Annotated in this window: 17 protein-coding genes; 10 read left to right on the top strand and 7 right to left on the bottom strand. The window is 74.1% G+C overall.

Annotated elements, in window-relative coordinates; translation table 11 throughout:
* Positions 1 to 62 precede the first annotated feature (62 nt).
* Complete coding sequence (locus tag ACFYUY_RS01100) at positions 63 to 2,054, bottom strand: cholesterol oxidase substrate-binding domain-containing protein (RefSeq protein ID WP_387896878.1); 1,992 nt, start codon at positions 2,052 to 2,054, stop codon at positions 63 to 65.
* Between the two features lie 452 nt (positions 2,055 to 2,506).
* Here ACFYUY_RS01100 and ACFYUY_RS01095 point away from each other — a divergent pair, with 452 nt between their 5' ends.
* The gene (locus ACFYUY_RS01095) at positions 2,507 to 3,937 is read left to right on the top strand and encodes a class II fumarate hydratase (protein ID WP_360205266.1); all 1,431 of its coding nucleotides are present in this window, start codon (positions 2,507 to 2,509) and stop codon (positions 3,935 to 3,937) included.
* Positions 3,938 to 4,042: 105 nt separating this feature from the next.
* Here the strand turns inward: ACFYUY_RS01095 and ACFYUY_RS01090 are convergent, their stop codons facing one another.
* Positions 4,043 to 4,513, bottom strand: a complete 471-nt coding sequence (locus tag ACFYUY_RS01090) for an SPW repeat protein (protein ID WP_360205264.1) — start codon at positions 4,511 to 4,513, stop codon at positions 4,043 to 4,045.
* 185 nt (positions 4,514 to 4,698) lie between these two features.
* Between ACFYUY_RS01090 and ACFYUY_RS01085 the strand changes: the two genes are divergently transcribed.
* Entirely contained in the window at positions 4,699 to 5,253 is a 555-nt protein-coding gene (locus tag ACFYUY_RS01085) for a PadR family transcriptional regulator (protein ID WP_360205261.1), read from the top strand.
* Positions 5,254 to 5,538: 285 nt separating this feature from the next.
* Complete coding sequence (locus tag ACFYUY_RS01080; RefSeq protein ID WP_360205258.1) at positions 5,539 to 7,239, top strand: acyl-CoA dehydrogenase family protein; 1,701 nt, start codon at positions 5,539 to 5,541, stop codon at positions 7,237 to 7,239.
* A 127-nt stretch (positions 7,240 to 7,366) separates the two neighbouring features.
* On the opposite strand, the gene ACFYUY_RS01075 is transcribed toward ACFYUY_RS01080, so the two are convergent.
* Positions 7,367 to 8,062 carry a response regulator transcription factor gene (locus ACFYUY_RS01075; RefSeq protein WP_360205255.1) on the bottom strand — a complete coding sequence of 232 codons (696 nt, stop codon included), beginning with the start codon at positions 8,060 to 8,062 and terminating at the stop codon, positions 7,367 to 7,369.
* Between the two features lie 259 nt (positions 8,063 to 8,321).
* On the opposite strand from ACFYUY_RS01075, the gene ACFYUY_RS01070 reads away from it, so the two are divergent.
* A complete protein-coding gene (locus ACFYUY_RS01070; protein ID WP_387896875.1) occupies positions 8,322 to 10,604 on the top strand; it encodes an ATP-binding protein in 2,283 nt (760 codons plus the stop codon).
* 158 nt (positions 10,605 to 10,762) lie between these two features.
* Here ACFYUY_RS01070 and ACFYUY_RS01065 read toward each other — a convergent pair whose 3' ends face one another.
* The 4 genes from ACFYUY_RS01065 to ACFYUY_RS01050 form a co-directional block, all read right to left on the bottom strand.
* Positions 10,763 to 10,948 carry a hypothetical protein gene (locus ACFYUY_RS01065; protein WP_360205249.1) on the bottom strand — a complete coding sequence of 62 codons (186 nt, stop codon included), beginning with the start codon at positions 10,946 to 10,948 and terminating at the stop codon, positions 10,763 to 10,765.
* Between the two features lie 206 nt (positions 10,949 to 11,154).
* Positions 11,155 to 11,805, bottom strand: a complete 651-nt coding sequence (locus tag ACFYUY_RS01060; RefSeq protein WP_387896873.1) for a hypothetical protein — start codon at positions 11,803 to 11,805, stop codon at positions 11,155 to 11,157.
* A gap of 23 nt (positions 11,806 to 11,828) precedes the next feature.
* The gene (locus ACFYUY_RS01055; protein ID WP_360205245.1) at positions 11,829 to 12,239 is read right to left on the bottom strand and encodes a hypothetical protein; all 411 of its coding nucleotides are present in this window, start codon (positions 12,237 to 12,239) and stop codon (positions 11,829 to 11,831) included.
* The gene (locus ACFYUY_RS01050; protein ID WP_387896871.1) at positions 12,236 to 12,742 is read right to left on the bottom strand and encodes a hypothetical protein; all 507 of its coding nucleotides are present in this window, start codon (positions 12,740 to 12,742) and stop codon (positions 12,236 to 12,238) included. The genes ACFYUY_RS01055 and ACFYUY_RS01050 overlap by 4 nt, the downstream gene beginning before the upstream one ends.
* A gap of 411 nt (positions 12,743 to 13,153) precedes the next feature.
* Between ACFYUY_RS01050 and ACFYUY_RS01045 the strand changes: the two genes are divergently transcribed.
* From ACFYUY_RS01045 to ACFYUY_RS01020, 6 genes are all read left to right on the top strand, one after another.
* Positions 13,154 to 14,497 (top strand): phosphoribosyltransferase family protein, encoded by a 1,344-nt coding sequence (locus ACFYUY_RS01045; protein WP_387896869.1) that lies wholly within the window; start codon positions 13,154 to 13,156, stop codon positions 14,495 to 14,497.
* A gap of 208 nt (positions 14,498 to 14,705) precedes the next feature.
* Positions 14,706 to 15,920 carry a 4-hydroxyphenylpyruvate dioxygenase gene (gene hppD, locus ACFYUY_RS01040; RefSeq protein ID WP_360205237.1) on the top strand — a complete coding sequence of 405 codons (1,215 nt, stop codon included), beginning with the start codon at positions 14,706 to 14,708 and terminating at the stop codon, positions 15,918 to 15,920.
* Positions 15,921 to 15,991: 71 nt separating this feature from the next.
* Positions 15,992 to 17,194, top strand: a complete 1,203-nt coding sequence (locus tag ACFYUY_RS01035) for a cupin domain-containing protein (RefSeq protein ID WP_360205234.1) — start codon at positions 15,992 to 15,994, stop codon at positions 17,192 to 17,194.
* Positions 17,191 to 18,063 carry a hypothetical protein gene (locus tag ACFYUY_RS01030; protein ID WP_387896867.1) on the top strand — a complete coding sequence of 291 codons (873 nt, stop codon included), beginning with the start codon at positions 17,191 to 17,193 and terminating at the stop codon, positions 18,061 to 18,063. Before ACFYUY_RS01035 ends, ACFYUY_RS01030 begins: the two co-directional genes overlap by 4 nt.
* Positions 18,060 to 19,280 (top strand): fumarylacetoacetase, encoded by a 1,221-nt coding sequence (gene fahA, locus ACFYUY_RS01025; RefSeq protein ID WP_387896865.1) that lies wholly within the window; start codon positions 18,060 to 18,062, stop codon positions 19,278 to 19,280. The genes ACFYUY_RS01030 and fahA overlap by 4 nt, the downstream gene beginning before the upstream one ends.
* A 276-nt stretch (positions 19,281 to 19,556) precedes the next feature.
* A complete protein-coding gene (locus ACFYUY_RS01020; protein ID WP_387897485.1) occupies positions 19,557 to 20,591 on the top strand; it encodes an enoyl-CoA hydratase/isomerase family protein in 1,035 nt (344 codons plus the stop codon).
* Positions 20,592 to 20,772: the final 181 nt, after the last annotated feature.

The raw sequence follows: 20,772 nt of genomic DNA, 5'->3' as shown, positions 1-20,772 counted from the left end.
CCCTTGCGAGGCCCGCCCGCACCGGCCGACCAGCCATCCGGCCAACCTGCCGGCCGGCCAGGTCACTTCAACAGGCCGTCCAGGAACGGGTTCCCGAACACCCGGTGCGGGTCGTGGCGGTCCAGGACGGCGACCGCCTCGTCCCAGCCGGGCCCGCCGCCGTCGCGCAGGCTGGCGGGGATGACCCGGCCGAGCACGTCCGGATCGGACCAGGCCGCCCCGGCCGTGTAGGCCCAGCCCTTGGACCACTCGACCCGCAGACCCGCCCGGGTGCCGTCGAAGGTGCGCAGCAGCCACTGCTCCAGGTCCCGGGCGAAGCGCTCCAGGCCGGGGGTGCCGGGGAAGGCGAGGACGTCGAGCCAGACGGCGGTGTCCCACTCCGGCCGGTCCGGCCGCGGGCGCAGCGCGGACAGCAGCGGCGGGCGCGCCCCCGGCACCCCGACCGCGCCTGGGTCGTCCAGGCCGGTGACCCGGATCTCCACCGCGCCGTTCACCGGGAACTCCCCGCGGGACTGGTACTCGGCGAGCAACTGCCGGTAGTAGGAGGCGAATTCGCTGACAACCCACTGCAGGTCGGCGCGCCGCGCGAGGACGGCGTACCCGTTCGCGGTGACCCGCAGGGTGGTGGGGCGGACGTACTGCAGCAGGGTGCGCGAAGGGCCCCAGAGGTCGGACCGCAGGCCGCCGGCGAGCAGGTGGGTGAGCAGGTCGCCGGAGAGCAGGTCCCGCAGGACTCCGCCGGAGAGCAGGACGTCGGTGAGGTCGCCGGTGAGCGCCACCTTGGCGATCAGGTACTGGAGTTGGCCGAAGAGCGGGGCCGATCCCCAGGCGCCGGCGACGATCTGGCCGGCCAGCCGCGCCACGGGCTCCGGAACGATGTCCGAGAAGGGGTAGTTGTAGGGCTCGTCGACGGCTCGGGAGGCGAGCGGCTTGGCGGGGGTGACGCTCCAGGTCTTGAGCCACGGGTAGTCGGTGTAGGCGAACCAGATCGCCTCGGCGCGGCCGTCGCGTTCGACGAACTCGGCGAAGGTGCGGGGCCCGCCGCCCTCGCCGAGGAGGCCGCCGAGGACACCGCCGAGCAGTCCGCCGCCACTCCCGGAACCGGAGCCGGACCCACCACCGGCACCGGCACCGGCACCGCCGGCACCACCGGCGGTTCCGGGTCGGGCGAAGAGTTCGCTCGCCGGGATGTCGAGGCGGCTGACGCAGCGCAGCGGGCGGTCGGCGCCGGCCCGCAGCACGACTTCGGTGAGGAAGGCCCGGCCCAGGTGCACCAGGAAGGCGGCCGTGTCGGCCTCGGCACGGTCGAAGGTGCGCAGCGCGTAGCGGCCGGTGGCCGGGTCGAGGACGACGGCGGTGAGCCGGACGACCTGGTTGCTGACCGATCCGTAACCCTGCCCGTCCGGCCGGAGTTCGCCGGTGGCGGGGACGGCGGTGCCGTGGCCGCCGATGGCGAGCACGCCGCCGACGGTGAGTTCGCCGGGGGCCGGGCAGGCGGTCAGGCCGAGTCCACGGCCGGCCAGGTGGGCCAGCAGGTCCTCCATGGTGGCGCCGGTCTGGGCGCGCACGGTGGTCGGCGAGTCGGCGGTGATCGCGGTGAGGTGGCGGCTGGTGTCCAGCAGCAGGACGCGGGCGCTGCCGGGCGTGCCGTCGGCGACGGTGAGCGGCGCCCAGGTGTGCCGGTAGCCGGTGGCGCGCAGCCGCCAGCCGTTGGCGTGGGCCCAGTCCGCCAGGGCCGGGACCTCCTCGGGGGTGCGCGGCGCGCAGGTCCACAGCTGGTCGGTGCGGATCTCCCCGGACCAGTTCTGGAACACCCGCTGGTACAGCTCGGTGCCGGCGGGCAGTCCGGGCGGAGCCGGGGTCGAGGCCTCGGCGCTGTCCGGGCCGACGGTGCCGCGCAGCAGCCAGGCCGCGCCGCCGAGGGCGGCGGAGGCGCCGAGCAGCTGCCGCCGGGTGAGGCCGGCTCCCCCACCGGCCGCCCGGCCCGCGCCCCGCGCGTCGGCCCGACCCCGGCGGGCCGTGTCCCCGGTCGGGTCCGCGGTCTCCGCGCTCACGCCCGTCCCCGGGTTCACGCCCGTGCCCGGCTTCAGGCCCGTGCCCGGCTTCAGGCCCGTGTTCACGCCTCCGCACGAATCGGCGTTCGCGCCCCCACCCGCGTGCGCCCCCGCAGCCCCGTCGCGCCCCGTCGTCGTCATCCGTCCGCCCCCTCGTCATGGCCAACCGTGTCGTGGTGGCCCGGCAGGAGCGTACGAAGCGGCGCACGGCCGTTTGAAGCGCTCCACGCGAGTATTCATCCGTTCGAGTGATCATGACCCTGCCGGACGACGGCGGGGCCCCCGGGGTCCCGCCCGGCACCCCGCCGGGTCCTGCCCGGGGCGCGCCCTGGCGGATTCGGCCGCCCGGACGGTCCCGGGCACCGTCGGAAATACCCGGGGCCCGCGCGCGGCTGTGGTGATCGAAGACAGCCCGGGGGCCGGACCGGCCCGTTCAGGAGGTGCAGCGCGCGATGGGTGACGAGCAGGTGGAGCGGCAGGACGACCGCCGGCAGGGCGGGTCCGCGTTCCGGATCGAGCACGACTCGATGGGCGAGGTGCGGGTGCCGGCCGCCGCGAAGTGGCAGGCGCAGACCCAGCGGGCCGTGGAGAACTTCCCGGTGTCCGGTCAGCGGCTGGAACGTGCGCACATCGCGGCCCTGGCCCGGATCAAGGCGGCGGCGGCCCGGGTGAACGCCCGCCTCGGCGTCCTCGACGAGGAGACCGCGGCGGCGATCGCGGCGGCGGCCGAGGAGGTCGCCGACGGGCGCTGGGACGGCGAGTTCCCGGTGGACGTGTTCCAGACCGGGTCGGGCACCTCGTCCAACATGAACACCAACGAGGTGATCGCGACCCTGGCGACGGAGCGGCTGGGCCGGCCGGTCCACCCGAACGACCACGTCAACGCCAGTCAGTCGTCCAACGACGTGTTCCCGTCGTCGATCCACATCGCCGCGACCGCCGCCGTCACCCATGACCTGATCCCGGCACTGGAGCACCTGGCGGAGGCCCTGGAGCGCAAGGCCGCCGAGTTCGCGCAGGTGGTCAAGTCCGGCCGGACGCACCTGATGGACGCCACGCCCGTCACCCTCGGCCAGGAGTTCGGCGGCTACGCGGCCCAGGTGCGGCACGGCCGCGAGCGGCTGCTGGCCACGCTCCCCCGGGTGGCCGAACTCCCGCTCGGCGGCACGGCGGTGGGCACGGGCATCAACACCCCGCCCGGTTTCCCGGCCGCGGTCATCGAGGAGGTGGCCCGCGCCACGGAGCTGCCGCTGACCGAGGCCAGGGACCACTTCGAGGCGCAGGGCGCGCGCGACGCCCTGGTCGAGCTGAGCGGCCAACTGCGCACGGTGGCAGTCGGGTTCACGAAGATCGCGAACGACCTGCGGTGGATGGGCTCCGGGCCGCGCACCGGCCTCGGCGAGATCAACCTGCCTGATCTGCAGCCCGGTTCGTCGATCATGCCGGGCAAGGTGAACCCGGTGCTGCCCGAGGTGGTGCTGATGGTCGCCGCGCAGGTGGTCGGCAACGACGCGACGGTGACGCTGGCCGGCGCGAGCGGCAACTTCGAGCTGAACGTGATGCTCCCGGTGATCGCCCGCAACGTGCTGGAGTCGGTGCGACTGCTGGCCAACAGCGCCCGGCTGCTGGCGGACCGGACGGTGGACGGCATCACCGCCAACGTCGAACGGGCCCGCGAGTACGCGGAGTCCTCGCCCTCGGTGGTGACGCCGCTGAACCGGTACATCGGGTACGAGGAGGCCGCCAAGGTCGCCAAGCAGGCCCTCGCGGAGCGCAAGACGATCCGCCAGGTCGTCCTGGAACGCGGCTACCTGGAGCGGGGCGCGCTCACCGCGGAGCAGCTCGACGAGGCCCTGGACGTGCTGCGGATGACCCGCCCCTGACCCGCCCCCGACGCGGCGCGCCGCCCGCCGGTGCGGCGGGCGGCGCATGCCGGGGCGCGGAGGTCGGTTCCGTCCTCCGCGCCCCGGACCCCGACGAGGGGAGGATCAGTCCTTCGCTCGGCCGGCCCGGCCGAGCCGCATCGCAGCTCCGTTCGACGTGATCGTGGCCATCGAGATCGCCGCGAGTCCGAGCAGGAACATCACGGCGCCGACGATGACGCAGGTGACGATGTTCTTGCCGTGCGCGACCGACCCGGAGACGACCCAGGGGGAGATGATCGTCCACGCGCCGAGCGCGGTGGCCGCCCAGGCCCTCGCGTGCGTGCGCTCGTAGGCCGATCCGTAGCCCGCCATCAGCAGGCAGTAGGCCAGGCCGACGATCAGACAGGTGACGGTCAGGGTGCTGAACGCGGTGAAGCCGACGATCCACGGCGACGCGGCCAGGAAGAGACCGGCCAGTACGGCCAGGGCCTCCACGCCCTGGGCCCGGGGGGTCGAGGTGACCCGCTCGTAGTGTTCCCGGAGTTCCACGATGTCCGGGTGGTGTTCCATGCCCATCGGGATCTGGGTAGACACCGATACCACCTCCTACGGTTCGGAACATGGAAGGCGCTTGCCCCGTACCCATTCTGGCCCTTCTCTAACGTTTTGTACCTGATTGTCCGAAATGATCGATAACCATCCGATCACGCCGGTGACCTGCGTCTCACCGGCCCGAGGCCCCATTGCCTATGCAACTCGTTGCATAGCAGGATGCGGGCATGGCACTGGAGCACGCGATCCTGGTATCCCTCCTGGAGCAGCCCGGCTCCGGCTACGAGCTGGCCCGGCGGTTCGACCGCTCCATCGGCCGCTTCTGGACCGCCACCCACCAGCAGATCTACCGGGTGCTGCGACGCATGGAGGCCGACGGCTGGGTCGCCGCCGAGGAGGTCGCCCAGGACGGCAGACCAGACAAGAAGGTCTACTCGGCCGCCGAGCCCGGCCGGGCCGCACTGGCCGGCTGGCTGCGCGAACCGGTCGAACCGGAGACCGTCCGCCACGAGCTCGCGGTCAAGATCCGCGCCGCCGCCTTCGACGACCCGGCCGCGCTGATCTCCGAGGTCGAACGGCACCGCGAGGGACACGCCGCCCTGCTCGCCCGCTACCTGCACGGCGAACAGCGCGACTTCCCCGACCTCACCTCGCTCGACACCCGCCAGGAGCTCCAGCACGTGGTGCTGCGCGGCGGCATCGAGTACGAGCGGATGACCCTCGCCTGGCTCGACGACGTGCTCGAAACGCTCCACCGCCTCGCCGCCGACCGGCAGTCCTGACGACTCCGCCCGGCGCCCCGCCACCGGATCCGACGATCGAACAGCGGACGGCGCACGGCGGGGAACCCGGGCCGGAGGACCGATCGACGAAGGGCGCCGGACGGACGGCCGAAGGCGGGCGCCGGACACCGGACGCCCGCCGACGGATGACGAATGACAGATGATGAAATCTGAAATCTGTCACCTGTCATCTGAAACCCGTGATCCGTCAGTCGCCCCGCCCGGCCGACAGCCGCCCGACCGACCCACACCCCCCGACACACCCTCGACCCCCGGGAGCCCGTGATGCTCTTCAACCCGCGTACGTACGACCCCGCGCAGTTCGACGAGCCGACCCGCCGGCTGCTGCGCGCGACCGTGGACTGGTTCGAGTCCCGCGGCAAGAAGGCGCTGATCGACACCTACATCGACCGCAGCTGGTACGGCGACTTCCTCGAGTTCGCCGCCAAGGAGGGCCTGTTCGCGGAGTTCCTGACGCCGTCCTCGGCCGACGCCGGCAAGCGCTGGGACACCGCCCGGATCGCCGAGCTGAACGAGATCCTCGGCTTCTACGGCCTCGGCTACTGGTACACCTGGCAGGTCACCATCCTCGGCCTCGGCCCGGTCTGGCAGAGCGGCAACGAGGCCGTCCGGGCCCGTGCTGCCAAGCTCCTGACGGAGGGTCACGTGATGGCGTTCGGGCTCTCCGAGCGCACCCACGGCGCCGACATCTACTCCACCGACATGATCCTCACCCCCGACGGCGAGGGCGGCTTCACCGCGACCGGCTCCAAGTACTACATCGGCAACGGCAACGTGGCCGGCCTGGTCTCGGTCTTCGGCCGCCGCTCGGACGTCGAGGGCCCGGAGGGCTACGTCTTCTTCGCCGCCGACAGCCGCCACGAGGCGTACCACCTGGTCAAGAACGTGGTGAACGCCCAGATGTACGTCAGCGAGTTCAGGCTCGAGGACTACCCGGTGCGCGCCGAGGACGTGCTGCACACCGGCCAGGCCGCCTTCGACGCGGCGCTGAACACCGTCAACGTCGGCAAGTTCAACCTCTGCACGGCCTCCGTCGGCATCTGCGAGCACGCGATGTACGAGGCCGTCACGCACGCCCACAACCGGGTGCTGTACGGCCGCAAGGTCACCGACTTCCCGCACGTGCGCCGCGAGTTGACCGACGCGTACGCCCGCCTGGTGGCGATGAAGCTGTTCAGCGCGCGCGCCGTGGACTACTTCCGCACCGCCTCCCCCGAGGACCGCCGCTACCTGCTCTTCAACCCGATGACCAAGATGAAGGTCACCACCGAGGGCGAGAAGGTCATCGACCTGATGTGGGACGTCATCGCGGCCAAGGGCTTCGAGGCGGACACCTACTTCGACAAGGCGGCGAAGGACATCCGCGGCCTGCCGAAGCTGGAGGGCACCGTCCACGTCAACCTGGCGCTGATCCTCAAGTTCATGGGCAACTACCTGTTCGCCCCGACCGAGTACGCGCCGGTGCCGAGCCGCCTGGACGCCGCCGACGACGCCTTCCTGTTCCGCCAGGGCGCGGCCCGCGGCCTGGGCGCGATCCGCTTCCACGACTGGCGCACGGCCTACGACCGCCACGCGCAGGTCCCGAACGTCGCCCGCTTCCGCGAGCAGGCCGACGGCTTCTGCGAGCTGCTGCTCAGCCACGCGCCGAGCAAGGAGCAGCAGGCCGACCTGGACTTCCTGCTGGAGATCGGCCAGCTCTTCGCGCTGATCGTCTACGGCCAGCTGGTGCTGGAGCAGGCCGAGCTGACCGGCCTGGACGAGGACGTGCTGGACCAGATCTTCGACGCGCTGGTCCGCGACTTCTCCGCGCACGCCACCGAGCTGCACGGCAAGTCCTCGACCACCGAGGAGCAGGCCGCCTGGGCGCTGGCGAACGTGCGCCGGCCGGTCGCCAACGCGGTGCGCGCCGACGCGGTGTGGGCGATGGTCGAGGGGCTGTCGGGCGCGTACGAGATGCAGCCGTAGTCACCCGTCGGGAAAGACCACGGAGGGACCCCCGGGGGTGCCGGTCGGCGGACCGGCACCCCCGGTTCCGTCCCGCGGCACCCGCGGCACCCCGGCGCGTCCAGGACCCCCGGCACCCCGGCCCCGTTCAGCCGTCGCCGAGGCCCATGTCCCGGGCCCGGGCGACGGCCTCGGCCCGGGTGGCGACGTGCAGCTTCTCGAAGATGTGGGTGACGTGGTTGCGGACGGTCTTCTCCGCGACCACCAGCTCCCGGGCGATCCGCCGGTTGTCCAGGCCGCGCGCGACCAGGTCCAGCACCTCGGCCTCCCGCGCGGTGAGCTCCGGGAAGAGCTGTTCCGCCTCGCGCATCCGGGCGCCGGCGAGCAGGGCGGTGATCCGCCCGGCGACCTCGCCGCCGAAGACGGCGCCGCCCGCCGCGACGGTGCGCACCGCGTGCAGCACCTCCTCCCGCCCGGCGCCCTTGACCAGGTAGCCGCGCGCACCGGCCTGGAGGGCGGCGAGCAGGTTGCCGTCGTCGTCGGACATGGTCAGCATCAGCACCGGCGGCGCCTGTTCCTGCGCCGAGAGCCGCCGGACGGCTTCCAGGCCCGAGCCGTCGGGCAGCGAGAGGTCCATGATCACGACGTTGGGACGGTGCCGTTCGACGGCCCCGGACACGTCCGCGACCCGCTCGGCCTCGGCCACCACCACGACGCCCTCGGCGCTCTCCAGCGCCACCTTGAGCCCCTCCCGGAAGAGGGGGTGGTCGTCGACGATCAGTACACGGACGGGCGGGGCGTCGGGCGCCCGCCCCGGGGGTGCCACCGGCGGCTGTTCATCCACCCGGCCGACACTACCAGCGATGATCTCGTGACTTTCCGTGACATGCTCGGAGTTGCCCCTCTCCGGGGTGCTCCCGGGCGCGGCGGCCCGCCGGCCCCGACCCGTCCCGTCCCGGCCGGAAAGCGGGACCGCTGCCCCACGCGCCCGGGACACCGGGCAGCCGAGACTGGACCGTGTGCCGGCCGACCAGTACCGGCGCACCACATTCCGGCCGGTGGACCACACCCCCAGTCCATTTCGAGGCGGTTCCATGATCACGGTGACCTCTCCCCGGTCCGGCCGCGCGCCCTCCCGGCGCGGTTCCGGACCGTCCCCCGCCCGACGGCAGCTAGCCGCGGCGGCCACCGTCACCTCGGTCTGCCTGGTCGTGTCGATGCTCTGGACCTGCTACGTGCTCGTCCATCTCGGCGACCCCGCCATCACCTACCCGCGCAACGAGCTCGGCACCCTGATCTACGCGCTGCCCACCGCCGGTGCCGGGATGCTGCTGCACGCCCACCGCCCGGGCAGCCCGCTGGGCTGGGTGATGCTCTGCTACGCGCTCGCCCTGATCCTGCCCAACGCGGCCTCCGCCCCGGTGTGGGTGGAGGTCTCCGACCCGGGCATCGTCGGCGCGACGGTGGCGCTGCGCGCGGTGTGCGACGTGGTCAGCGCGACGCTGTTCTACGTGCTGCCGCTCTGGCTCCCCTCCGGACGGCTGACCAGCCGCCACTGGTGGTGGTACATCGGGGCGGTCGCGCTGTGGCAGCTGCCGGCCAACCTCTGGTTCCTGCACCGCACCAACGCCTTCGGCCACCCCAACCCGCTGGCCGACACCGCCCCCGCGACGTTCTTCGGGCACCTCTCCAACCGGCTCCTCGACCTCTACCAGCCCGTCAACTACCTGCTCATCGGCTTCGCCGCGCTCGTCCTGCTGGTACGCCTGGTCCGGCCCGCGCGGCCGCCGGCGGCGGACCCCCGGAAGGACTGGGCGCTGCGGCACCGGGCGCACGTGGCGGGGCTGCTGGCCGCGTACCTGCTCCTCGCCGGCATGCAGGACTTCTACACGCACAACTACCAGGAGCACTACTGGCTCAGCTACACCGTCTTCGCCGTCGCCGGGGCCGTCTGGGCCGTCGCCATCGGCTACCTGGTGATCCGCGACGGCGGCTGGCGGCTCGACCGGGCGGCCCGCAGCGTGCTGACCGGGCTGCTGCTGGCCACCGGGTTGCTGACGCTGTTCGTGGTGCTGGCGGCCGTGCTGTCGAGCTGGCTGGTGCCCGGGCGGGGCGGGGCCGCGCTGCTGCTGATCGGGCTGGTCTTCGCGCTCGGCGCGGGCCTGCCCCGGGCCACCCGCCGGGCGGTCTCCCTGATCGACCACCTGTACTACGGCGAACGCGCCCACCCCTACCAGGTGTTGCGGACCCTGGCCGGGCGGGTGCGGCAGGTCGGCGAGCCGGAACGGCTGCCGGACGCGCTGTGCGCCGCCGTCGCGGAGCAGCTGCGGCTGCCCGGCGTCGCCCTGACCGTCGCCACCCGGGCCGGGCAGCGCCGGCTGGCCGCCGTCGGCCGCCTGGACGGGCGGAGGCAGGCCTTCCCGCTGGTCCACCGCGGCGCGCCGATCGGCGAGTTGACCGTCGGCCTGCGCGAGGGCGAGCAGGAGCTGGACGCCAGCGACATCGACATCCTGCGCTCGCTGTCCGACCAGGCCTCCCCCGCCGTGGCGTCCCTGCAGCTCCTGGAGGACCTGCAGGCCAGCAGGGAGCAGATCGTCGCCGCGCGCGAGGAGGAGCGGCGCTGGCTGCGCCGGGACATCCACGACGGCCTCGGGCCCGCGCTGGCGGGGCTGCGGCTGAGAGTGGACAACGCCGCCGCCGGTGGTGGCGGGGAGGACCGCCTGGGCGGGACGCTGCACGGCATCTCGGACGGCCTCGCGATGGCGATCAGGGAGGTCCGGCGGATCACCGACCGGCTGGGCCCCGCCCCGCTCGGCGAGTTCGGGCTGGCCCGGGCGATCCGGCAGCTGGCCGCCGGCTTCGACACCGCCGAGCTCACCGTCACGGCCGACCTGCGCCCGGACCCGTTGCCCGAGCTGCCGGCCGCCGTGGAGGTGGCGACCTACCGGATCGTCGCCGAGGCGCTGAACAACGTGCTGCGGCACGCCCGGGCCCGCACCGCCGAGGTGACGGTGCGGGTCGACGACGCGGCGCTCACCCTGACCGTCCGGGACGACGGGGTCGGGGTCGGGACGGGGACCGGAGCCGGGGGCGGGGACGGCGGCGGTGCGGCGGGCCGCGACGGGCTGGAGCAGCGGTCGCCGCAGGGGCCGTACGGGGACGGGCCGGGCGGGGTGGGGCTGCGCTCGATGGCGGACCGCGCCGCGGAGATCGGCGGGCACTGCACCGTGGAGTCGCTGCCGGGCACTCCCGGCACCCGGGTGGTGGCGGTGCTGCCGCGCTCGGCGGCGGCCGGTGCACCCGGCGCCGCCGGTGCTGCTGGTACTGCCGGTGCGGCGGGCGCCACCGGCGCGACGGACGCCCCGGGCGGGACGGGGGCGGGTTAGCCCGTTCGGGTGCCGGGCCCGTACCCGGGACGGCGGGCGCAGGAGCCGGAGGCGACACGGGAAGGGCTCGGGGCACGGGGAGGCCCCCGGCACTGGCGGTGCCGGGGGCCTGGACGGGACGGGGTGGCGGGTGCGCCGCCACGGTCGTCACACCGGAGTCAGGAGGGGTTGCAGTCGCCCTGCCCGAGGGTGCAGATGTCCGCGGGCGGAGGGGTCGTGTTCGGCTTGCTGGGCTTGGCCGGCGCGGCGACGGCGCAGGCGTTCCTGAACGCGATGGCTGAGGCGATCGCTCCGGCCAGGGCCGAGGCCAGGCAGAGCGCCTTGGTCGCGGTGTTCGTAGCCATGGGGTGGTTCTCCTCAATGTTCCGAGCAACCGTTCGGTCGATCGCTCTTGTCTCCACTGTGCGGAGCGCGACGCCCCGGTCGCATGGGCTCGCCGTCCCATTCCGGTCCCGGAATCCGACGGCGGCCGGAGCCCTCGGGGTGCCGGAACGGCCGTCGGCCGCGACCCCGGGCGGGGGCCACGGCCGACGGGCCGGAGGGTGCGGGGTCAGGGGAGCGACCGGGCCCGCTCCTCCCGGCGCTCGGCCCGGAGACCGGGGCCGAGCGCCCCGGCACGACCCAGCACGGCCGTGACGGGCCCGCGCGGGCCGGCCCGGAGGCCGCAGCGCTCCCCCGCCCGCAGGTAGAGCAGGTCGCCGGGGTACAGCGACGCCTCTCCGGCGGTGTCGAGGAAGCCGCCGGTGCCCGAGAGGACCAGCAGGAAGGCGTCCGCCCCCGGGCCGGCCGACACGCCGTGGACCTCGCCCGGGGCGAGTTCCACGGTCTCCACGGTGACCCGCCGGCGGTCGTCGGCGGGGTGTGAGTTCGAGCGCTGGGACGGGATGGCGGCCTCGGACGCGACCGGGCGGACGGTGAGCAGCACGGTCGGCGCGCCGCGGACGGCGGTGAACCGGCAGGCCCGGCCCGACCGGTGGTGCAGGGCCTCGCCGGGCGACAGGATCCGGTCGGCCGCGATCAGCCGGCCGGCGAGCACCACGGTGGCCGACTCTGGCCCGGTGCAGGGGAGTTGCTCGACGTGGACACCGGGGGGCAGGGCCTCGACGGTCAGTCCGGCGAGGACCGCCGGGCGCTGTGCGGGATCGATCAGCCGCCGGAGGGCGGGCGCGGTACGGGGGACGGCGGCGGGGACGAGGATCACGACGGCCTCCTCGGGCGGTGCGGTCAGGGACGGGCTCGGCGGTCGGCGCGGCGCCGGGCCAGGGCGGCCCGGGTGCCGGCGGCGTGCCGGGGGACGGCGAGGGTGAGGCAGAGCAGTTCCACGCCGAGCGGTCCGGCTTCGAGGTGGAGCGCGTTGCCGCGCGGGGCCAGCAGCAGGTCGCCGTCCGAGGCCAGGTGGTCGGTCCCGTCGGGGAGCCGGCCGACGACGGCGGCCCCGCGCAGGACGTGCAGCACGGTCTCGGCGTCGGGGCGGCCCGGGAGCACGTGGTGGGCGCCTGGGCTCAGCCGCAGGTGGTCGAAGGACTCGCAGGCGCTGGTGAGCATCGCGCGGCGGGCGAGCGGGCGGACCCGTACGCGTTCGCCGTCCGGGCCGAGGAGGACCATGGCGGTGCCGGTGTCGGTGGTGACGATCACCTGGGTTCACCTTCGTTCGGGGTGTCGGGGCTGTCGGGAGCGTCGGCGGCGTCAGGGGCGTCGACGTCGTCGGGGGCGCTGGAGGCGTCGGGGGCGTCAGGGATGTCGTCGGAGGTGTCGTCCGCGGCGGTTCCGTCCGCGGAGAAGGCGTCGGCGGTGGCCGTGCTGCCCGCCGGGACGGCGAGGACGGCGTGGAAGAACTCGAGCCCGGCGGTGCCGGCGGTGAGGACGGTCCGGGAGCCGAGCGGGAGGACGACCGAGGTGCCCTCCACCAGCGGGACGCTCGCACCGGCCTCCTCCGCCCGGAGGGCCTCCGCGGGAACGGAGGCCAGACCGGAGCCGGCGGTGACGTAGAACGCGTGCTCGACCTCGTCGGCGGCCAGTTCGGTGCTGTGGCCCGGGTCGAGCCACTGGAGTCCGACGCCGCACAGGGGACCCGACAGCAGGCGGCCGGGGTCGACCGCGCCGCGGCGGCGCAGATCGGTGATGACGGTGCCCGGCATTTCGGGGCTCCTTCCGATCGCGGGCGGGCCCGGCGGTCCGCCTCTGTGACCAACCGTGCGCCGCCCGTCGTCCCGGCCACACGGGGGTGTCGTCCCGTCCCGTTCCCGTGCACCGCCCGGGCTTGACCCGGGCCCGGGCCGGGCCAGGCCCGGGTGCGCGCCGGGTCCGCCCAACCGCCCGTCCCGGAAGCGCCCGGCTCCGGCCCGGGCCACCCCGGGTTCGTCCCGGGACCGCCCGGCTCCGGCCTGGGCCACCCCGGGTCCGTCCGGGTCCGCGCCCGGGGCGCCGCCCGCACGCCCGGGGCGCCGGAACCCTCCCGCACGCCCGCGCGTGCGCCCCTCCCCGCGCGGGTCCGCCCGCCCCCTCCACCGGCCACCGCCCGGCGTACGGTGGAACACGGAGGCCGTGTCATGCACGTCACCGGGACGCACTTCACCGACCGCACGGACGCGGGCCGGCGGCTGGCCGCCCGTCTGGGCCACCTGGGCGGCCCCGGCACCGTGGTGGTCGCGCTGCCCAGGGGCGGGGTGCCGGTGGCCGCCGAGGTGGCCCGGGCGCTCGGCGCACCGCTGGACATCTGCGTGATCCGCAAGCTCGGGGCACCCCGGCAGCCCGAGCTCGGCATGGGGGCGATCGGCGAGGACGGCGTCCGGGTGCTCAACCAGCAGGTCATCCGCCTCGCCGGGGCCGGTGAGGCGGAGCTCGCCGAGGTGGAGCGGCGCGAGCGCGCCGAGCTGGAGCGCCGGGCACGCCGCTACCGGGGCGACCGCCCGCCCGCGGACCTGCGCGGACGCACGGTGGTCGTGGTGGACGACGGCGTCGCCACCGGCTCCACCGCCCGGGCTGCCTGCCGGATCGTCCGGGCCCGGGGAGCGGCCCGGGTGGTGCTCGCCGTGCCGGTGGCCCCCGTGGACTGGACGGAGCGCCTGGCGGACGTCGCCGACGAGCTGGTCTGCGTGGGCACGCCGTCCCCGTTCTTCGCGATCGGCGAGTTCTACCGCGACTTCTCGCAGACCGGCGACGAGGAGGTGCTGCGGCTGCTGGCCGAGGCCCGGGCCGCGCCGGCAACGGCCGACGGGCCCGTGGACCGCGAACTCGTACTGCCGGCCGCCGGGGTCCGGCTGACCGGCCGGCTGACCGTCCCGGCCGGGGCCCGCGGCATCGTGGTGTTCGCGCACGGCAGCGGCAGCGGTCGGCGCAGCCCGCGCAACCGCCACGTCGCCGGGCACCTGAACCGCTCCGGGCTGGCGACCCTGCTCTTCGACCTGCTCACCGAGGACGAGGAGGCGGACCGCCGCAACGTCTTCGACGTGGGGCTGCTGGGAGCCCGGCTGACCGCCGTCGCGGGACGGCTGGCCGCCCGGCCGGAGACCGGCGGTCTGCCGCTCGGCCTGTTCGGCGCCAGCACGGGGGCGGCCGCCGCGCTGCACACCGCCGCCGCGCTCGGGCCGGCCGTGGGCGCGGTGGTCTCGCGCGGAGGGCGCCCGGACCTGGCCGGGCCGGTCGTCCTGGGCCGGGTGAGCGCCCCGACGCTGCTCCTGGTCGGTGCCCTGGACGGGATGGTGATCGACCTGAACCGACGGGCCAGGGCCGGGCTGCACTGCGAGAGTGAACTGACGGTGGTGCCGCGCGCGGGCCACCTGTTCGAGGAGCCGGGCACGCTGGACCTGGTCGCCGAGCTCGCCGGGGACTGGTTCCTGCGCCACCTGACGGCCTCGGACGCCGCTACGGGGCCGGTGCGGCAGACCCCGTGAATCACCCTCGATCGACAGAACATATTGCGCAGCCGGAGACCGGAATTCCTGATCAGCTTGTACACATTGAACAGTGAAATCCCCACCTGTTGCCCAGCCACCCGGACAGGAGCAAGCTCTCCGCCAACCGCACCGCCCACCCGTTCACGGCGCGGCCGCGATCCAAGCGGAAGCCTCAGAGCCGAGGCCCAAAGTGGAGGAACGACCGATGACCCCGCAGTCCCACGCCCTTGAGCTGACCCCCGAGGAGCGCGAGGCCGGCCTCGACGCCGAGCAGCTGCGCCGCCTCGTCGGCCTCGTCGAGCACGACCCGGCCACCGACCCGTTCCCCGTCACGGCCCAGGACGCGGTCGTCTTCGTGGTCGGCAACGCCACCCAGACGGCCCAGTTCTACCAGGCCGTGTTCGGCATGGAGCTGGTCGCCTACTCCGGCCCCGAGACCGGCCGCCGCGACCGCAAGGCCTTCGTGCTCCGCTCCGGCTCCTGCCGCTTCGTGATCAAGGGCGGCGTGCTGCCGGACAGCCCGCTGCTGGACCACCACCGCCGCCACGGCGACGGCGTCGTCGACCTGGCCCTCGAGGTCCCGGACGTCGACAAGTGCATCGAGCACGCCCGCGCGTCCGGCGCCACCGTCCTGGAGGAGCCGAACGACGTCTCGGACGAGAACGGCACCGTGCGCCGCGCGGCCATCGCCACCTACGGCGAGACCCGCCACACCCTGATCGACCGCTCCCGCTACAAGGGCCCCTACCTGCCCGGCTACATCGCCGCCGAGAGCAAGGTCCGCCACCCGGAGGGCTCGCCCAAGCGCCTGTTCCAGGCCCTGGACCACGCCGTCGGCAACGTCGAGCTCGGCAAGATGGACGAGTGGGTCTCGTTCTACAACCGGGTCATGGGCTTCGTGAACATGGCCGAGTTCGTCGGCGACGACATCGCCACCGACTACTCCGCGCTGATGTCCAAGGTCGTCGCCAGCGGCAACCACCGGGTGAAGTTCCCGCTCAACGAGCCGGCCGTCGCCAAGAAGCGCTCGCAGATCGACGAGTACCTCGAGTTCTACACCGGCCCCGGCTGCCAGCACATGGCGCTCGCCACCAACGACATCCTCACCACCGTCGACGTGCTGCGCTCGCGCGGCGTCGAGTTCCTCAACACCCCGGACTCGTACTACGACGACCCGGAGCTGCGCGCCCGGATCGGCAACGTCCGGGTGGACATCGACGAGCTGAAGTCCCGCGGCATCCTCGTCGACCGCGACGAGGACGGCTACCTGCTGCAGATCTTCACCAAGCCGATCGGCGACCGCCCGACCGTCTTCTACGAGTTCATCGAGCGCCACGGTTCGCTGGGCTTCGGCAAGGGCAACTTCAAGGCGCTGTTCGAGGCGATCGAGCGCGAGCAGGACGCGCGCGGCAACCTGTGAGCGGTCGGGGCAACCCGAGCACGGTCGACCGACGCGCGACCGGCTGAGCACGGTCGAGGAGGAGCAGGGAGATGGCGTACTACCGGCAGCTGGGCAGCATCCCGCCCAAGCGGCACACGCAGCACCGCACACCCGAAGGCGGTCTGTACTACGAGGAGTTGATGGGCGAGGAGGGGTTCTCCTCGGACTCCTCGCTGCTCTACCACCGGGGCATCCCCTCCGCCGTGGTGAACGCGGTGCCGTGGGAGCTGCCCGACCAGTCCACGGTGCCCAACCATCCCCTGCTCCCCCGCCACCTCAAGCTGCACGAGCTCTTCGCCGGCCAGGAGTGGAAGTCGGCGGACGTCGTGGGCAGCCGCCGGCTCGTCCTCGGCAACGCCGACGTGCGGATCTCCTACGTCGCCGCCGGGGCCCCGAGCGAGCTCTACCGCAACGGGCTCGGCGACGAGTGCGTGTACGTTGAGTCCGGCTCCGGCACGGTCGAGACGGTCTTCGGCTCGATCGAGGTCGGCCAGGGCGACTACGTGATCATCCCCCGCGCCACCACCCACCGCTGGGTGCCGTCCGGGGACGAACCGCTGCGCGCCTACTGCATCGAGGCGAACAGCCACATCACCCCGGTCAAGCGCTACCTGTCCAAGTACGGGCAGCTGCTGGAGCACGCGCCGTACTGCGAGCGCGACTTCCGCGGACCGGTCGGCCCGCTCGTGGTCGACGCCCCCGGGGACGTCGACGTGCTGGTCAAGCACCGCGGCCCGAACGGGGTCGCGGGCACCCGCTACACCGTGCCGCACCACCCGTTCGACGTGGTCGGCTGGGACGGCTGCCTCTACCCGTACGCCTTCAACATCGCCGACTTCGAGCCGATCACCGGCCGGATCCACCAGCCGCCGCCGGCCCACCAGGTCTTCGAGGGCAACAACTTCGTGATCTGCAACTTCGTGCCACGCAAGGTGGACTACCACCCGCTGTCGATCCCGGTGCCGTACTACCACGCCAACGTGGACAGCGACGAGGTCATGTTCTACTGCGGCGGCGACTACGCGGCCCGCAAGGGGTCGGGCATCGGCCAGGGCTCGATCTCGCTGCACCCCGGCGGACACACCCACGGGCCGCAGCCGGGCGCCTACGAGCGCAGCATCGGCGCGGAGTTCTTCGACGAGCTCGCCGTCATGGTGGACACCTTCCGCCCGCTCGAACTGGGCGAGGGCGGCCGGGCCAGCGAGGACGGCAACTACGCCTGGACCTGGGCCGGTCGGGGGCCCGGGCGATGAGCAGCGCCACCGGCCCGCTCCCCGAACTGTTCCACGGGCTCTTCGACGACGCGGCGGTGTTCCCGCCCGGGAACCTGCCGGTCGCCGAGGCGGTGCCCGCCCACCGGGCCCACCGCGCGGCCTGGTACGCCGAGGCCGTCGGTCCGCTGCTGTGCGGGGCCGGCCGGCTGGGCGAGCTGGCCGCCGCGGTGGCTGGCGGCGCGGCGACGGCCGGAGACCCGCCGCTCGCGGTCGGGCTCGTACTGCCGGGGGGCAGTGCCGAACTCGGCCCGGCGCTCGCCGCCGCCGCTCCCTTCCGGGTGGCCGGCGTCGAGCTGGCCACCCGGGACGCCGCCGAGGCCGTCGCCGAACTCGACCGGCTGCTGCCCCCGGACGTCCCGGCCGCCGTCGAGCTGCCGCGCGAACTCCTGCGCGGCGACGGCCTGGACGAGGTCCTGGACGTGCTGGTCGACAGCCCCTACCGGGCGAAGTTCCGCACCGGCGGGGTCGTCCCGGAGGCCTTCCCGGACGAGGCCGAGCTGGCCGCCTTCCTCACCGGCTGCGCCCGGCGCGGGCTGCCGTACAAGTGCACCGCCGGACTCCACCACGCCGTCCGGCACACCGACCCGGCCACCGGGTTCGAGCACCACGGCTTCCTGAACGTGCTGCTGGCCGCCCAGGAGACCGACCCGGCGGCCGCCGCGGCGGTGCTGGCGGAACGCGACGGCGCGGTGCTGGCGAAGACCGTGCGCGAACTGACCGATCGTCAGGTTACGGTGATCCGCAACTCGTTCACCGCGTTCGGCACCTGCAGCATCGCCGAACCCCTGGACGACCTGGCCGCGCTCGGCCTGCTGTCGCCCAGTCCACTGCCCCAGGAGGACCGTTGAGCACCCCCCGCAGCTGGCTCGCCAGCGCCCAGGACTCGCCGTACGGCGTGCACAACCTGCCGTACGGCGTCTTCACCGCCGCCGACCGGCCCGGACGGCGCCGGATCGGTGTACGGGTCGGGGACTTCGTGCTGGACGCCGGGGCGGCCGCCCGCGCGGTCGGGGCGCCGTCCGCGCTGCTGGACGCCGACTCGCTCAACCCGCTGATGGCGGCCGGCCGGCCGGTGTGGACGCAGGTCCGCGCCGACCTCACCCGGTGGCTGACCGACGAGTCGCACCGCGAGGCGCTGTCGCCGGCGCTGCTGCCGGCCGGCGAGGTCGAGCTCCACCTGCCGTTCGAGGTCGCCGACTACGTCGACTTCTACGCCTCCGAGCACCACGCCACCAACCTGGGCCGGATCTTCCGCCCGGGCTCGGAGCCGCTCACCCCCAACTGGAAGCACCTGCCGATCGGTTACCACGGTCGGGCCGGCACGGTCGTCGTCTCCGGCACCCCGGTGGTACGGCCGCACGGGCAGCGCAAGGCGCCCGCCGACCCCGCGCCGACCTTCGGGGCGACCCGCCGGCTGGACATCGAGGCCGAGGTCGGCTTCGTCGTCGGCACCCCCTCGCAGCTCGGCCGGCCGGTGGCCCTGGCGGACTTCCGCGAGCACGTGTTCGGCGTCTGCCTGCTCAACGACTGGTCCGCGCGCGACATCCAGGCCTGGGAGTACGTGCCGCTCGGCCCGTTCCTCGGCAAGTCCTTCGCGACCTCGGTCTCGCCGTGGATCGTGCCGCTGGACGCCCTGCAGGACGCCCGGGTCACACCGCCGGCGCGCGACGTCGAGCCGCTGGCCTACCTGGACGACCGCGGCGGCGAGCCGTGGGGCCTGGACCTCGCGATGGAGGTCCGGCTGAACGGGCACCTGGTGTCCCGCCCGCCGTTCGCGTCGATGTACTGGACGGCGCAGCAGCAGCTCACCCACATGACGGTCAACGGCGCCTCGCTGCGGACCGGCGACCTGTTCGCCTCGGGCACCGTCAGCGGGCCGGAGCCGGACACCCGCGGCGCGCTGATCGAGCTGACCTGGAACGGCGAGGAGCCGCTGAAGCTCCCGGACGGCACCACCCGGACCTTCCTGGAGGACGGCGACGAGGTGGTCATCACCGCCACCGCCCCGGGGCCGGACGGCACCGTCGTCGGGTTCGGCGAGGTCGCGGGGCGGGTGCAGCCGTAACGCGCCGGACGAAGGACGGCTGACAGATGACAGCTGACAGATTTCAGATGACAGATTTCGTCGTCTGAAATCTGTCGGCTGTCATCTGTCGTTACCGCTGGCCGCGGCCGCGGCCCGGCACCGCTGACGTACCGACAGCAGCGGGGATCCGGGGCGGCGCCCCGGGCGGGCCCCGCCTCGTGATCACCGCGCCGGACCGCCCCGGTACGGTGGACGGCAGGAGTCGTCGACACCGAGGAACGACCGAGGACGGGAGCGGGCCCGATGAGCGCAGAGGTGGCGGAGGTCCAGGTCCTCCTGGACGGCGGGGTCGGACGGATCGTGCTCAACCGGCCGCGCGCCCTCAACTCGCTGACCCACGGCATGATCCGCACCGTCCACGCGACGCTGTCCGACTGGGCCGCCGACGACCGGGTACGCGCCGTCGTGCTGACCGGCGCCGGCGAACGCGGCCTCTGCGCGGGGGCCGACATCCGCGCGCTGCACGACGACGCCAAGGCCGGCGGGGCCGGCGCACGGGCCTTCTTCCGCGACGAGTACCGGCTGAACGCCCTGATCGCCCGCTACCCGAAGCCCTACGTCGCGGTGATGGACGGCATCACCATGGGCGGCGGCGTCGGCCTGTCCGCCCACGGCGCGATCCGGATCGCCACCGAGCGCTCCACCGTCGCGATGCCCGAGACCCGGATCGGACTCGTCCCGGACGTCGGCGGCAGCCGCCTGCTCGCCCTCGCCCCCGGCGAGACCGGTACCCATCTGGGGCTCACGTCGGCCTCGATGGGCCCCGGTGACGCCCTGCTGTACGGCTTCGCGGACCACTTCGTCCCGTCCGCGGCCGTCCCGGCTCTGCTCGACACGCTGGCCGGCGGCACCGACCCGGCCGACGCCGTCGCCGCGCACGCCGAGCCCGCGCCGCCCGCCCCACTCGCCCGGCAGCGCGAGTGGATCGACGCCTGCTACGCGGCCGACACCGTCGAGGAGATCGTCGACCGGCTGGTGAACTCCGGCGTGCCGGAGGCGAAGGAGGCCGCCGGACTGATCCTCGGCAACTCCCCCACGGCCGTCAAGGTGACGCTGGCCGCGCTGCGGCGGGCCCGCACCCTGCCCTCCCTGGAGGCCGTGCTCGACCAGGAGTACCGCGTCTCCTGCGCCGCGCTGGCGGGGCACGACCTGGTCGAGGGCATCCGGGCGCAGGTGATCGACAAGGACCGCACCCCGCGCTGGTCCCCGGCCGCCCTCGCCGGGGTGACGGACGCGGACGTCGAGCGCTTCCTCGCCGTGCGCGAGGGGGACGAGTTGGGCCTGGCCTGAGCGCACCCGCGCACGCGCACGCCGCACCGGCGCCCGGGCCCGGGTCCACGCCGGTGCCCGCGGCCGTGCCCGGTGCCCGTGCCCGGGCCCGTGACGACCGTCTCGCATGCCAAGACTGGCGCGAGCCCGGGCGCGTCGTAGATCGTTGGGTGGTCAGGGCGCGCCCCAGCGGCGCCGAGCA

Origin of the sequence: Kitasatospora sp. NPDC004745, from assembly GCF_042873275.1 — a bacterium.
Taxonomy (GTDB): domain Bacteria; phylum Actinomycetota; class Actinomycetes; order Streptomycetales; family Streptomycetaceae; genus Kitasatospora.
This window is presented reverse-complemented; position numbering and strand designations above follow the sequence as displayed.